This window comes from Clostridium estertheticum (assembly GCF_011065935.2).
Classification (GTDB): domain Bacteria; phylum Bacillota; class Clostridia; order Clostridiales; family Clostridiaceae; genus Clostridium_AD; species Clostridium_AD estertheticum_A.
This window is the reverse complement of the sequence record NZ_JAAMNH020000001.1, coordinates 665,700-679,656: the sequence shown is the minus strand read 5'-3', so window position 1 is coordinate 679,656 and position 13,957 is coordinate 665,700. Positions and strand designations below refer to the sequence as shown.

13 protein-coding genes are annotated in these 13,957 nt (G+C 32.2%); 4 read left to right on the top strand and 9 right to left on the bottom strand.

The features are described 5' to 3' along the window. Positions 1–12: 12 nt before the first annotated feature. From G9F72_RS03150 to G9F72_RS03130, 5 genes are all read right to left on the bottom strand, one after another. Positions 13–225 carry a heavy-metal-associated domain-containing protein gene (locus tag G9F72_RS03150; protein ID WP_164959154.1) on the bottom strand — a complete coding sequence of 71 codons (213 nt, stop codon included), beginning with the start codon at positions 223–225 and terminating at the stop codon, positions 13–15. 184 nt (positions 226–409) lie between these two features. Beyond that, the gene (locus G9F72_RS03145; protein WP_164959155.1) at positions 410–613 is read right to left on the bottom strand and encodes a hypothetical protein; all 204 of its coding nucleotides are present in this window, start codon (positions 611–613) and stop codon (positions 410–412) included. A 137-nt stretch (positions 614–750) separates the two neighbouring features. After that, entirely contained in the window at positions 751–1,284 is a 534-nt protein-coding gene (locus tag G9F72_RS03140; RefSeq protein WP_164959156.1) for a DUF5317 domain-containing protein, read from the bottom strand. 13 nt (positions 1,285–1,297) lie between these two features. Next, positions 1,298–2,566, bottom strand: coding sequence for an HD-GYP domain-containing protein (locus G9F72_RS03135; RefSeq protein WP_164959157.1), 1,269 nt, complete (start codon positions 2,564–2,566; stop codon positions 1,298–1,300). Between the two features lie 298 nt (positions 2,567–2,864). Then, positions 2,865–3,491 (bottom strand): hypothetical protein, encoded by a 627-nt coding sequence (locus tag G9F72_RS03130; protein ID WP_164959158.1) that lies wholly within the window; start codon positions 3,489–3,491, stop codon positions 2,865–2,867. Between the two features lie 582 nt (positions 3,492–4,073). Between G9F72_RS03130 and G9F72_RS03125 the strand changes: the two genes are divergently transcribed. The 3 genes from G9F72_RS03125 to G9F72_RS03115 are packed head-to-tail and all read left to right on the top strand — an operon-like array spanning position 4,074 to position 8,247. Next, positions 4,074–4,553: an NAD(P)H-dependent oxidoreductase subunit E gene (locus G9F72_RS03125; RefSeq protein ID WP_164959159.1), complete on the top strand. Its 480-nt coding sequence runs from the start codon at positions 4,074–4,076 to the stop codon at positions 4,551–4,553. Positions 4,554–4,565: 12 nt separating this feature from the next. Continuing rightward, positions 4,566–6,461: an NADH-ubiquinone oxidoreductase-F iron-sulfur binding region domain-containing protein gene (locus tag G9F72_RS03120; protein WP_164959160.1), complete on the top strand. Its 1,896-nt coding sequence runs from the start codon at positions 4,566–4,568 to the stop codon at positions 6,459–6,461. A gap of 49 nt (positions 6,462–6,510) precedes the next feature. Next, complete coding sequence (locus tag G9F72_RS03115) at positions 6,511–8,247, top strand: NADH-dependent [FeFe] hydrogenase, group A6 (RefSeq protein ID WP_164959161.1); 1,737 nt, start codon at positions 6,511–6,513, stop codon at positions 8,245–8,247. A gap of 47 nt (positions 8,248–8,294) precedes the next feature. On the opposite strand, the gene G9F72_RS03110 is transcribed toward G9F72_RS03115, so the two are convergent. The 4 genes from G9F72_RS03110 to G9F72_RS03095 all read right to left on the bottom strand — a co-directional run bounded on the left by G9F72_RS03110 (position 8,295) and on the right by G9F72_RS03095 (position 12,827). After that, complete coding sequence (locus G9F72_RS03110) at positions 8,295–9,467, bottom strand: SpoIIE family protein phosphatase (protein WP_164959189.1); 1,173 nt, start codon at positions 9,465–9,467, stop codon at positions 8,295–8,297. A 1-nt stretch (position 9,468) separates the two neighbouring features. Beyond that, entirely contained in the window at positions 9,469–11,187 is a 1,719-nt protein-coding gene (locus G9F72_RS03105) for a [Fe-Fe] hydrogenase large subunit C-terminal domain-containing protein (RefSeq protein ID WP_164959162.1), read from the bottom strand. Next, positions 11,180–11,434 (bottom strand): (2Fe-2S) ferredoxin domain-containing protein, encoded by a 255-nt coding sequence (locus tag G9F72_RS03100; protein WP_164959163.1) that lies wholly within the window; start codon positions 11,432–11,434, stop codon positions 11,180–11,182. The genes G9F72_RS03105 and G9F72_RS03100 overlap by 8 nt, the downstream gene beginning before the upstream one ends. A gap of 379 nt (positions 11,435–11,813) precedes the next feature. After that, the gene (locus tag G9F72_RS03095) at positions 11,814–12,827 is read right to left on the bottom strand and encodes a tyrosine-type recombinase/integrase (protein WP_164959164.1); all 1,014 of its coding nucleotides are present in this window, start codon (positions 12,825–12,827) and stop codon (positions 11,814–11,816) included. Positions 12,828–13,049: 222 nt separating this feature from the next. Between G9F72_RS03095 and G9F72_RS03090 the strand changes: the two genes are divergently transcribed. Then, the gene (locus G9F72_RS03090) at positions 13,050–13,661 is read left to right on the top strand and encodes a hypothetical protein (protein WP_164959165.1); all 612 of its coding nucleotides are present in this window, start codon (positions 13,050–13,052) and stop codon (positions 13,659–13,661) included. The last annotated feature ends 296 nt before the right edge of the window (positions 13,662–13,957 follow it).

Sequence of the window (13,957 nt, the reverse complement as noted above, 5' to 3'; positions counted from 1 at the left end):
ATATATATTGTGTTAATCTTCTTCTATTTCGGTAACTTCATAGCCTACATCTTCAATAGCTTCTGTAATTTCACTATCACTTATTTCATCGTCAAATTCTGCTGTAGCAAATTTTTCTTCTAAGTCAACTTTTACTTTCATAGCACCAATGTCCAATAGGGCTTCCTTAACATGACTTACGCAATGACTGCAACTCATTCCATCAATATATATTTTTTTCTTCATTTATAATTCCCCTTTCAATTGTTAATTTATATTATTATATATGTTTCATTTTAGATTATATAATCAATAAGTCAACTTAATTTTATATTATTGCCACATTTTTTTTTATTTAGGTTAGCTATTGTTATATTTAAAGTATTATATCCAAAAACCCGCAATAAATTCTATTTTATATATCTTACATTTAATTTAATTTTAATTTTGACAGCCTCTTCATTAATTCTAAAGTAGAGTTTTCTAATTCCTTTAATACAAGTTGCAAACTTGTTATCTCATCTACTCCATACTGAATACTAACTGCTACACTTTCCGTAGCATCATTATTTTCTTTCGAAATATTTACCAAACTTTCAATCTGATTATTTATAGTAGCTGTATTTGCTGACATTTCCTCAGTTGCTGATGATACTTCTTCTACCTTTTGTGAGACCTTACCAATAGAACTAGCTATTTTTTCAAACTTGTTTGCTGCGTTATCCTCTCCTTATATGAAATTAATTTTTATATATTCTAAAATAAAAACAGCTAATTTTTAGCTGTTTTCTTCATTCCTGTAATTATAAATAACATTAGCCCTAGGGCTGCCATAATATCTCCTATACTTATGGCAAAATGCCTTAAGAAAGTCAGTGGAATAATATCTCCTAAAAACCATACTCTAGTATTTCCATTTATTAAGCAATAAAGACCTTCCTTGCTCATATTTAAACTAAGCCCAGCAGTTTCTGCGGCTGTAGCGCTCACTGGCATGGCCCCTCCATTTAAGAAAATCGGAATAGCATTTAGCAAAAATCCTAATCCCATAAGCACAATATACTTATTTTTTCTATTAAAATAGATAAAAGCTGCTAATAAAAGATACATTATAGAATCTAATATATATGTAAATATACCTATATTAAAAAAACCTTTTCTTATAGTAATAATTATAAAAAATTCTATAAAGAAAGATATAAAAACAAGATATGTGCGTTTTATATCTACATTTTCTAAATTTTTTATCTTACCCTTTAATATGTATCCAATAATCAGTGCAAAAATTAACGCTTCAATAAACATTTTAAACCTCACCTTATTTTTTTTGTTTTTCTAATACTTTAAAATATGCTTCCACTACCTTTGGATGAAATTGAGTTCCAGAATATTTTTTCACTTCTTCTACAACTACGTCCGGGTGTAAGGCTTTTCTATAAGGTCTATCTGTAGACATAGCATCTATAGAGTCTGCCAGTTGAACAATAAATACATCCAAACCTAACTCCTCAGCACTTTTACCATCTGGATATCCTGTTCCGTCATATCGTTCATGATGATTACGTATAATGGGTAGTATATTTTCAAGATTCTTAATATCTTTTAAAATATTATAGCCTATCTGAGGATGGGTTTTTATTGTATCAAATTCTTCCTTTGTTAGTTTACCGGGTTTATTTAAAATGCAATCATCAATACCGATTTTTCCCACGTCATGAAGTAGAGCTGCCATGTTTAATTGTTCAATTTTTAGTTGTGAATATTTGAGTTCTTTTGCTATGACCGCTGAAATCTCAGCCACTCTTTTTGAATGTCCTTCTGTGTATCTATCTCTTGCCTCCATAGCAAGCATAAGTGCATCTATAGTTTCAACGTATTGAGATTTTGTTTGAATATATAACGAGAACGTATATTTTGCTAATACTATAGGAACTAATACAAGAAATACACCCCCATAACTGTATAAATTGAATACGAAGGCTACTACTATACCAAAAGGAGCCATAACTAGAATATTTAAAATCATAAGTCTTATATTACTAATGAATACATAAGTAATGTTTTTATTAAACATTACCGATGATAAACTTGAAATTATTATATTGTTTACAATAAAAAACACCATGCAAAACAAGATTATTTGAAATACATTGCTTGATAGTTTATCAATTGAGAAAGACCCGCCATATTGTAAGTAAATATAATTACTAGATAATATGGACAACACAAAAATACAGTAATTAAATAGGGTACCATAAATAGGTGTATTTAAAATATGCTTATAACCACTTTTGACTTTTAATACCCTAGCAGAAAACCCTAAAATAATTATCAATAAAGATATAAATGGTCCAAACAATATATAACTTGCTAATTCTATTGAAAAACTAGTGCTAAAAGACATACTTTGAAAAGGAACGGAAAAACTTTCAGTTATAGCAACTAATATAATAAAAAATAATCCATCTATATAGTTTATATATGTAATAGGTAAAAAATTATTAAAGGCAGAATAAAAAATGAAGATTAATGTTATTAAATATATAGATATAAAATATATTTTAAGTTTCAATGATAGCTTTTTCATTTCCATCCTCCTATATAATAAAGGCCGAATACCTATTAAACTAAAAAATCCAAGTAACTGTTGATCCACCAGCTATAGCAAGTGCTAATATAGCTAATAATATTGTAGTTAATTTTTTCATTATTAAAATCCCCCTTCGACTTAAATTAATAGGGCTTCGCTATAACCTATCATAATTTATTTCCGCTAGGGTAAAAAGCTAAAATAATAAATTTGAAACTAATTTAAAAAAATTATAGATTATCGGCATCGGCCCTTAAAGCAATTTCATAAGCCACACAGTGGCTTTTTAACAACTCTAACCGTTGTTAAAATTTGTTTTTTGTACTCTTCTATTTATAGCTGCTAGGGTGGCTTTTGCAATAGCTTCATTTATATCATTTTTAACAATTGCAGACCCTACCATGGTTTCTTCTGTTTCATTTATAACCATATTTACAAGCACTGATATAAAGGTTACATCCCTATTCGTAGTACTTATTACATCTTGTACATCAAATATAAAGGTTTGTCCAAGAATTTTTTCTACAGCATCAATAGTGGCTTTTGCAACTATTTTCTTTCTGTTGGCTGCAGTTTTAATGCCTACTTGTGTTACAAAAAATTCTTGTTCTTCATACATGAGCTTAACGCTGCATTCTAAAACATTTGCTTGTACATCTAAGGAAATACCCCCAAATTTTATTCTTTTAATAGGGTCATTGTCCTCTGTTTCAATTTGTGCAATACTTATTACTTTTCTATCTATTCTATAATCAAAAGTGGTTAAAAGAATAGACTCAATATCCCTCACTATTTGCTTTGGTGCCCTTAGTGTATTAGCTAATATATGCATCTCTTGAATATCATTATCCTGATGTATTATTTTTGTGCTAATAACCCCATTTATTTTATTTATCATTTCTTGAAAAACATTAAAATCCATAATATATACCCCATTCCTTCAACAATAAGCAAATTATATCATATTCAGTAACACTATACAAGATTTTACATATTTTTTATTTTAACATTTCATTCACCTAATATTAACATATTGCTAGGAATTAATATATATAATTTTCCTTAAATAATACTATTTTTTTCTAAATTTTCATAAATAAATATGCTTGAAACCTTTTCCACATTCTAACATAATTAATGTGTATTTTAATTTTTTTAGTATAGTTTTCCATGTATTTATAATAATCAAAATAAACTAATTATTTAGTAGATTTTTTGATAATATTCTATTATAATATATTTGATGCATTATTGTTGGAATTTTTATATATATGAATAATGCCTTTCATTTTGAAATATATAAGGATGTACCTCTATAATTTTTAAGTATATTTCATCTATTACTTACACTATTTTCATATATTTTCTTTTAAAAAAAATAACATTTGTTAAAGATTAATTTTTCACAATGCTTTTAAATAATGCACAATTATTTCAACGGGTTATAAATTAAATTTGTAATGCGTACATATGTAATCATAGATCTTAAAGGAGGTATATTTTAGTGTGTTCTAATTGTTTAAGCGGAGAAAATTTTATAGTTTTAGAAAAATTTATTAATGACCTTCCAAGTAAAGAAGGTGCTCTTATCGAAGTGCTTCACAAGGCACAAGGTTTATTTGGCTACTTACCTCAAGAGGTACAAGCTTTTGTAGCAGAAAAGTTAAATATTCCAGCTTCAAAAGTTTACGGTGTTGTGACTTTCTATTCTTACTTCACTATTAAACCAAGAGGCGAATATGTAATTAATGTTTGCATGGGAACTGCTTGTTTTGTTAGAGGTTCTGGAGATGTACTTGATGAGTTTCAAAAGAAGTTAAAGGTGAAGAATGGTGAAACTACTGATAATGGTAGATTTACATTAGGCTCATTAAGATGTGTAGGTGCCTGTGGTCTTGCACCTGTTGTAACTATAAACGATAAAGTTTATGGTCATGTTACAGTAGATCAAGTAGATAAGATACTAGCTGAGTATGCTGAATAGGGGGGAAATACATTGAATAAAATTAATTCTTTTGATGAACTTAAAAAAATTCAAAATAAATATAATACATTACTAGAACTTAGGGAAATGAGCGAAGAAAAAGAGCTAGCTTCTGAAGGAAAGCGATGTACAAGGTATTTATCAGTTTGTGGTGGTACTGGCTGTAAGTCCGCTCAAAGTGATGAAATACTAGCAAATCTACAAAAGGAAATCGCAGCAAACGGATTAACTGATGAAGTAACTGCTGCTATAACTGGTTGTTTTGGATTTTGTGAAAAAGGTCCCATCGTTAAGGTTTCTCCTGATAACGTATTTTACGTTAATGTTAAACCTTCTGATGCTGCGGAAATAGTTAAAGAGCACTTATTAAAAGGTAACATTGTTGATAGACTTTTATTTGAAGAACCAAGTGTAAAAACAAAAATAAAAAAACAGGAAGATATGCCTTTTTATAAGAAGCAAGTAAGAATTGCACTTAGAAATTGTGGTCTTATTAATCCTGAAGACATAAAAGAATACATAGCTGAGGATGGTTACTTAGCATTAGGTAAAGTAATTACAGAAATGTCCCAAGATGAGATTATAAAATTAATGATTGATTCAGGTTTAAGAGGCAGGGGTGGCGGTGGCTTCCCAACAGGTAAGAAATGGGCTTTTGCTAAAATGTACGACGCTGATCAAAAATATATAATTTGTAATGCTGATGAAGGAGACCCAGGTGCTTTCATGGATCGTTCTATTCTTGAAGGTGACCCTCACAGTGTTCTAGAAGCTATGGCAATAGCAGGTTACAGTATTGGTGCTTCAATTGGAGATATTTATATCAGAGCAGAATACCCTCTTGCAATTAGTCGACTTCGAACAGCTATAGGCCAAGCTCGTGAATTAGGGCTTCTTGGGAAAAATATTTTAGGAACTGATTTTAGCTTTGATATAGAGATTAAATATGGTGCTGGTGCTTTCGTATGTGGAGAAGAAACTGCATTAATTCAATCTATTGAAGGTTCACGTGGAGAACCAACTAATAAACCACCATTCCCAGCTCAGAGTGGACTATGGAATAAGCCAACTTGTGTTAACAATGTTGAAACCCTTGCAAATATTCCAGCTATCATTAACAAAGGTGCCGCTTGGTATAGTTCTATAGGAACAGCAACATCCAAGGGAACAAAAGTTTTCGCTCTTGCTGGTAAAATAAATAACGTAGGCCTCGTAGAAGTCCCAATGGGTACTACACTCCGAGAAATTATATTTGATATCGGTGGCGGAATTAAGAACGGCCGTGAATTTAAAGCTGTTCAAACAGGAGGTCCATCCGGTGGATGTATTACAGCAGAATTCTTAGATACTCCAATAGATTATGAATCACTAAGTGCTATAGGATCTATGATGGGTTCTGGCGGTATGATTGTTATGGATGAAGATAATTGTATGATTGATATAGCTAAATTCTACTTAGAATTCACTGTAGAAGAATCTTGTGGTAAATGTTCTCCTTGTAGAATAGGAAATAAACGTCTTCTTGAAATGTTAGAAAAAATTTCAAAAGGAAATGGAACAAAGGAAGATCTGCATAAGCTAAAATCACTTGCAAATACAATAAAGGATACTTCTCTATGTGGACTAGGACAAACAGCTCCAAATCCAGTATTAAGCACAATGAAATACTTTAAAAGTGAATACGAAGCTCACGTATATGATAAAACCTGCCCAGCTGGAGTATGTAAGAACTTATTAAGATACACTATCACTGATAAATGTATCGGCTGTACAAAATGTGCAAGACAATGTCCAGTTAACTGTATTAGTGGAAAAGTTAAAACATTACATGTTATTGACCAAGATAAATGTATCAAATGTGGCGCATGCCAAACTGCATGTCCAGTTAATGCAATCATCAAAAAATAACATCTCAATAAGTTTTTAAAATATATAATATAAGAAAGAGGTGCACGCTGTGAGTTTAATTACTCTTACTATAAACGATAAAAAAATCCACGTAGAACAAGGCACAACTATTCTACAAGCTGCTAGAATGTTAAATATAAACATTCCTACATTATGTCACTTGAATATGCATGATGGAAAAACTACAAACCATCCAGGTTCTTGTCGTGTATGCGTTGTTGAAGTAGAGGGAAGAAGAAACTTAGCCCCTGCCTGTTCAACTCCTGCTACAGAGGGAATGGTTATAAAAACAACTTCAATTAGAGCTATTAAAGCACGTAGAACTGTGCTTGAATTAATTTTATCTGACCATCCACAAGACTGTTTATTATGCGAAAAAAATACTGTTTGTGAATTGCAAAGATTAGCTGCAGAACTCGGTATTCGTGAAGTTCGCTATCAAGGTGAAATGTCTACTTATCCTGTAGATAATTCAAGTTATTCTATTGTCAGAAATTTAGATAAATGTATATTATGTAGACGTTGCGAAACTATGTGTAATGAAGTTCAAACTGTTGGAGTTTTATCCGGTGTAGGCAGAGGCTTTCAAACTGTTGTATCTCCTGCTTTTGGACTACCAATGGGAGAAACAACTTGTACCTTCTGTGGAAAATGCGTTTCTGTATGTCCAACTGGTGCATTAACAGAAGTTAATAACACTTCTAAAGTTTGGAATGCTCTTGATCAAAAGGAAAAAGTTGTTGTTGTTCAAACTGCTCCTGCAGTTAGAGCTGCACTAGGTGAAGAATTTGGGCTTCCGCAGGGTACTCCTGTTACCGGTAAAATGGTTTCTGCATTAAGAGCTTTAGGATTTACTAAAGTATTTGATACAGATTTTGCAGCTGACTTAACAATAATGGAAGAAGCTAGCGAATTTATTCATAGAGTGCAACATGGCGGAAAGCTTCCAATGCTTACCAGCTGTTGTCCTGGTTGGGTTAAATTCTTTGAGCATCAATTTAATGATTTATTAGATATTCCATCTACTTGTAAATCACCACAACAAATGTGGGGCGCTGTTGCTAAAACATATCTTGCTGAAAAAATGAATGTAGAGGCAAAGGACATGATAGTTGTATCTGTAATGCCTTGTCTTGCAAAGAAATATGAAGCTGCTAGACCTGAGATGGCTACAAATGGAGTACCAGACGTTGATATAGTTATAAGTACAAGAGAACTGGCTAAAATGATTAAAGAAGCTGGAATTGATTTTAATTCATTACCAGAAGGAGAGTTCGATAATCCATTGGGCGAATCTACTGGTGCTGGGGTTATATTCGGTACATCTGGTGGAGTTATGGAAGCAGCACTCCGTACTGCTTATGAATGGTTAACAAATGAGACACTTGAGAAAGTAGATTTTGAAGCAGTAAGAGGTATGGAAGGCATAAAAGAAGCTTGCGTAAAAATTAACGACCTTGTTGTTAAAGTAGCTATTGCAAGTGGACTTGGAAATGCTCGTAAATTATTAGAAGCTATTCGTGCCGGAAAAGCTGACTATCACTTAATTGAAATCATGGCTTGCCCTGGTGGATGTATTAATGGTGGAGGACAGCCTTATGCAAATGATCATGAAGATATTTTAGCAAAGAGAATGTCTGTTTTATATAGTGAAGATAAAAACAAAACTATAAGAAAATCTCACGAAAATCCATACATCAAAAAAATATATGATGAATTCCTTGGAGAGCCATATGGTGAAAAAGCTCATGAACTTCTTCATACAGAATACGTGAAACGTAAATAGTAATAAATAAAAAAACAGCAGATATACCAGATATACCTGCTGTTTTTTTATAGATAATTAATGTTAACATGCTTTCCTAATTTTTTCATGTGCTCTGCTAGTTCATTCACAAGTTTAAGCTTAATACTCAAATCTATTGGAAAATTCGGATTTTGATGTGCTGGATTTATAGCCTTTCCTACCCATAAATTAAAATGTGTACAATCCTCTATTAGCATTTTAACAAGTCTGCTAGCTCCGTCTTTACCATCTAAATCACAGTAAGATTCCTGTTTTGAAAAACTCGATTCATAACTACTTAACTTTTCTAGTGCCTTGCTTAAAGTTAAAACCCCTTCAGTTATTAGATCTATTCCCTCCATAGTTGCCGTAGGTGGTACATCCTTATCATAAAAGTCTAAGTTTACTTTAAGTTCGCGCCCAAGTTCTCTCTTTACAATATTAGAGGTTGTCCCCCCACAAATTACCTTCTTTCCAGGTCCACTCATGAATTCTTTAATAACATAGCTATCATTTCGCGCGTCCTGAGGAGGTCCGGTAAATAGATCAATAACCTCTGGCTTTCTAGCTTTTACACATACAACCGTAGTATCATCTCCAGGTTTTCCTCCATATAAATCCCAACATACCTGAATTAAATCTTTTTCAATGTTTTTTGCACTTCGCCTACATTGTGTATTCCGAGTCAAATAATTCTGTACATTATCCCAGCTCCAGCCTAAATTTAATATATTCCCGATGCCAGCATGAATACATCCATCACTTACTACTGTAATAACATCCCCCTCTTTAAGTATAAAATGACTTTCAACTACTTTTTTCTCGTTAATAATACTTTCCTTTTTCTCCACATCAATGCCCTTATTGTTCCTTATTAAAAAGAAAGGTGGATTATCATATTCTGCAATATAAGCCCTGCCATCATTATAAATTTTCATTAGTGTAAAGGTACAATAAGCAATTTCCCTAACCTTACAAACAGGTAGAGTGTTTACTATAGTATCTACAGTTTCATAAATATCTGCACCTTCCTTAAGCATAGTACTAGCAATTTTAGATGTTAATGAGGCTAATATATTAGCTTTTACGCCACTACCTAAGCCATCTGCCATGACAATTATAGTACTGTCCTTAAGTCTTATTATTTCTACCCTATCCCCGCAGAGCTCCTCATCTTTTTTAATCAAACTATCGTAAGCTACATCAATAAATAATTCCATTTTATTCACCATCTTCGCCTGCCACTATTTTCTTTAACTTAGTTAAGATAATTTTTGTTTCTGCGGTGGTTTCGCCTAGCAAACTTGCTATTTCTTGTGCAACTCTCATTTGCTTTTCTATAACCTCTTGAGCAGCATTTAAAGTGTTTTCTTTAACCTTCATTAGTTCTTTTTTATTTTTCTCTTCTGTCATAATATTAATCATACTTGCAAGGACCATGTCTTGCTTAGGTAGATATACTATATTCTCTATAAACACTACACCATACTGTGGATAAGCAACTTTTTTTCCTATCATATTTTCTCCAGATTCTCTTACCTTTTTAAAATTCGTATCATCAATAAGTAGAGATATAGGCTTACCTATGATATTTTGAGATTGTATTTTAAATATAGCCTTGGCAGCTGGATTAATCTCTACTACATTCATTTCTCCATCTAATAAAATTAAATTAGACGCCGTATTTTCAACAATTTCGTTAGAAAGACTTTCTGCTCTAGTTCTCATATAGTGGAGACACATAGTAGTTTCAGCCATACCTTCGAAAACAGCTTGGGCCTTTTCCCTACAAGAATTATATCCGCAGACTCCACAATTTAGTTCATCTATAAGTTCATATTTACCCATTTTTTTCATAATAGCTGCAATCTGTTCTTTTGTGGCTATAGATTTTTTAATAGATTTTTCTATGAATTTCCTATTGAAATTAATATTATTTGGAATCTCTGTATTAATTGGATCATTGTAGTTTTTACGACTCTTTATATAGCTTTTAACTTTTCGTAGTTTTGTATAGTAATTCTCACCATTTTTAACCATGACGGGCCCACCAATGCAACTTCCCTTACATGCACTAGCTTCAATTAATACTCCCTTTAAATCACCATTTTTAATACTATTAAATACTTCTATGCACTCTTCCATACCACTTACAGTAATAATACTAATCGAACTTTGTTTTAATTTTTCTCCCATTGCCTCAATGATACCGCCACCCATAGGAAAGCCTTGACCTTTACTATATGAGTTAATGTTAAAATTTTCTTCCTCTAAATTATGTATTTCTATACTGGATTCAGTAATCCACGAATTTAATTCATCGAAAGTTAATACTGCATCAATTACATTATCTTTTTGAAAATATTCAAACTCAGATTTTTTTGCAAGGCATGGCCCTATAAATACAACAAAGCTATCTCCACCAAATTTCTCCTTTAATACTTTTCCATGAGCTATCATTGGTGATACCACAGGAATCAAGTATGGAATAATTTCTTCAAAGTATTTTTCTACTAAGTAGTTAGCCGATGGGCATGCTGTGGTTATATAAACATCTCTCTTATGCTCTACAATATAATCATTATATAAATCAGCTACTATTTCTGCCCCTACTGCAGTTTCTTCTATTATACTAAATCCTAACTTCTTTAAAGCTGCCACCACGAGGCCTTGCTCCATATCAAAATAACCAGCAAAGGATGGTGCTAAACTTGCTATAATTTTTTTCCCTGAATTTATAGCGCTTTTAACAACCTCCACATCACTTTTAATTTCCCTAGCATTTTGCGGGCATATAGTAAGACAATGGCCACATTCTATACATCTTTCCTCATCTATAGTAGCTTGTTCATTTTCAAATTTTATTGCCTTCACAGGACATGAGCGAAGGCATTTATAACAATTTTTACAATATGCTTTAGAAAAATTTATATTACTCATTTGATAGGCCTCTTATGATAGTTTCATGAAAAAATGAATCTACATTATTTTCATTTAAGGAAAAGAAATCTTCATCGTTTACCATAGCAGAAACCCCTTCTGTGCATCTACCAATACAAAACGCGCCTTTAATTTCCACCTGATTTTCAACGTTATTTTCTTTAATTAACCTTTGTAACCCTTCTATTACTTTATAAGACCCTTTTAAATGACAGGCACTTCCAACACAAACACTAATAGTTACCATTATTATCATCCCTTCAAGTTAAGTTACCTTATATTTATTTTAAGCTATTGCTTATTTTTACATAATTAAATTTTACACCAATTACTCAAAAATTAATATAGGGACTTTGATTTTTTTTTAACAATGCCTTTAATCTAATCAGTTTTAGCACCTCTTGCTATATTTGTAAAAATCTTTTCACTTCCAGCTTTTTTTAAAGCATCCGTTTATTATTCTAAATACTTATCTTGAGTAGATACTCTTGCATTATCTAGCAAGTCACATAATGTAAGTTATGTGAGGTAATTCAAAATTGAGTATAAAGGCGATGAAAGCCTTGAATTACCAAGTGAAATACTGAAATTACCTCACATAATTTTTTGAATTTGTAATGGGAAATTTATTCTAGAAATCCTGGAAATGATTTCTTTACTGTTTCGTCTGATTCATTTACAGGGATCACGTTTGGAATTTTCCGTTCTGTAAGAGCCTTTGTTATCGCCATCTGGCTAACCTTTGCATAACGCTCAGTAGACTGGATCGTAGTGTGACCGAGGAAGTCTCGAATGTATATGATCTGGATACCGGCTTCAACCATATGAACACTTTTACTATGCCGAAAACTGTGCGGCGAGTAATTCGCTTCCCTAAACATTTCTGGACATTTTATCCTTGCCAACCCCACATATTTTTCAACAATATTGCGGATGCATGATGTAGTCATTTTTTCATGGGTTTGGCTGCTAAATAGCGGATGAGCGTGAGAATCTTCATTATCAAGCTTTTGAGATTTTATATATTGCTTTATCAGCTTGGAGCATTCGTCTGTCAACGGGATTTCTCGTGTTTTTCTCCCCTTGCCATGCAGCTTTATTCGGGTTGGGCGACCAAACCTAACATCGACGACAGTAACGCCACAAAGCTCCTGAGCCCTGGAAGCACTATCATAGAGCAAGCATAACAAAGCCTGATCTCTTCTTCCTAGCCGGTTTGATACGTCTGGCACCTTAAGGAGAATGCCAATTTCTTTAACTGTAAAGTAGGGAAAGGCAACACTTGGTGTTTTCTTAGACGGCACAGCGCTGATGCGATTGAAAGCAGAAAGTGCATCCATTTCACGCCTAGATGCATATTTGAAGTAAGCGGATATCGAAGCATGCCGCTGGTTTCTCGATGATGCGCTGTAATTACGCTCCTCTTCGAGCCAAAGAATAAACTCTTCCATGAGTTCTACAGTAAAATGTTTATAGTCAATCAGATAATGGCGTATCCCTTTTATTTCATCCATGAATTTAAACAGGAGACGAAATGCATCTTTGTACGAAGATATGGTGTTTTGGCTATATCCACCCGTCTTTGGGAGATATATTTCGAAATATTTTCCCAGCTGCTGTATAAATAAGGTTGTTTTCATTCCGATACCTCCGGGAAAACACAAGAGGTATAGGCTGCCATCTGATCAACAACTTTACCCTCTTGCTATATTTAAAACACGTTAAATTTGAAAATAGTAGTTTTTATAAAATATTTCCTGTTTCCGGAGATAAGTTTGTATTTATATAAAAATTATCTATCATATTTTACAATTAGATTTAATAATAAAACTGAAAACACAAAATTTTAGGAGGTTTTAAAAATGAGAAAAATTGCAGCATTAGTATTAACTTCTCTTTTAGTATTCAGCTCGTTAGGACAATCTGTCTCGGCTAAACAGAATGATAAATTAAACTTACAAGAGCTAAAAACGTTAAATACTCAACTGCTAAAACTTGTACAGAATGATGAAGAGAATAAGATTGATGATCTAAGTCTTGTTAAAAAATATCGTGAATTGTTTAAAGGAAACCCTAATTTAATAAAAGAATATACAAATTCTTTTGATAAGTTTGATACAGAAAAGATAAATGAAAAATTAAGCCTCTTGACTAACAATTCTGAGATTGATACAACTAAATTAGGAGTAGAATCAAAAAAAATAGTTGTTATGGATGATGGAAGTTTTATTGTCATAAAAGATAAGGTTGTAGAAAAAATACCTGAATCTCAAATGTCAACAATGGGTACGGTTACAGGAGAAAGTACGTATAGCCTTTATGGTTATTATACAAATACTGTAACTGAAATATTAGAGTATGTATTGTATCCTGATGGGAAAGAAGTGTTAAATACAGATTTTAGAGTAAGTGGTACTGGCATAACAATTGAAACCACTAATCAGGTACATCAAGCGTCTTCCCTGTACTTATAAATAGATCAACTGGTATAAGTGTTCAGTCAGCATTAAATGTAGGCGATAGAGCTGTATCCTATGCAAATTATACAGTAAACTACATGGGAAGTGGTGGAATCGCAATATATTCACACGAAGATTCCATAACTGCCTATTTTCGATTAGATTCGAAAGAAAATCCATCAAAAGTATATATTAGCTATAGAATCATTGGAGAGTTAGCTGGTTAAATTATTATTAATATAAACCTATAAAAATATTGATTACCAATATTTTTATAGGTTTATATTAATATATTAGATTAATATATATGG

Coding starts and splice junctions, on each gene's coding strand:
- G9F72_RS03150 (WP_164959154.1), bottom strand. CDS start 225: ATGAAGAAAAAAATATATATTGATGGAATGAGTTGCAGTCATTGCGTA.
- G9F72_RS03145 (WP_164959155.1), bottom strand. CDS start 613: ATGTCAGCAAATACAGCTACTATAAATAATCAGATTGAAAGTTTGGTA.
- G9F72_RS03140 (WP_164959156.1), bottom strand. CDS start 1,284: ATGTTTATTGAAGCGTTAATTTTTGCACTGATTATTGGATACATATTA.
- G9F72_RS03135 (WP_164959157.1), bottom strand. CDS start 2,566: ATGAAAAAGCTATCATTGAAACTTAAAATATATTTTATATCTATATAT.
- G9F72_RS03130 (WP_164959158.1), bottom strand. CDS start 3,491: ATGGATTTTAATGTTTTTCAAGAAATGATAAATAAAATAAATGGGGTT.
- G9F72_RS03110 (WP_164959189.1), bottom strand. CDS start 9,467: ATGGAATTATTTATTGATGTAGCTTACGATAGTTTGATTAAAAAAGAT.
- G9F72_RS03105 (WP_164959162.1), bottom strand. CDS start 11,187: ATGAGTAATATAAATTTTTCTAAAGCATATTGTAAAAATTGTTATAAA.
- G9F72_RS03100 (WP_164959163.1), bottom strand. CDS start 11,434: ATGGTAACTATTAGTGTTTGTGTTGGAAGTGCCTGTCATTTAAAAGGG.
- G9F72_RS03095 (WP_164959164.1), bottom strand. CDS start 12,827: ATGAAAACAACCTTATTTATACAGCAGCTGGGAAAATATTTCGAAATA.
- G9F72_RS03090 (WP_164959165.1), top strand. CDS start 13,050: ATGAGAAAAATTGCAGCATTAGTATTAACTTCTCTTTTAGTATTCAGC.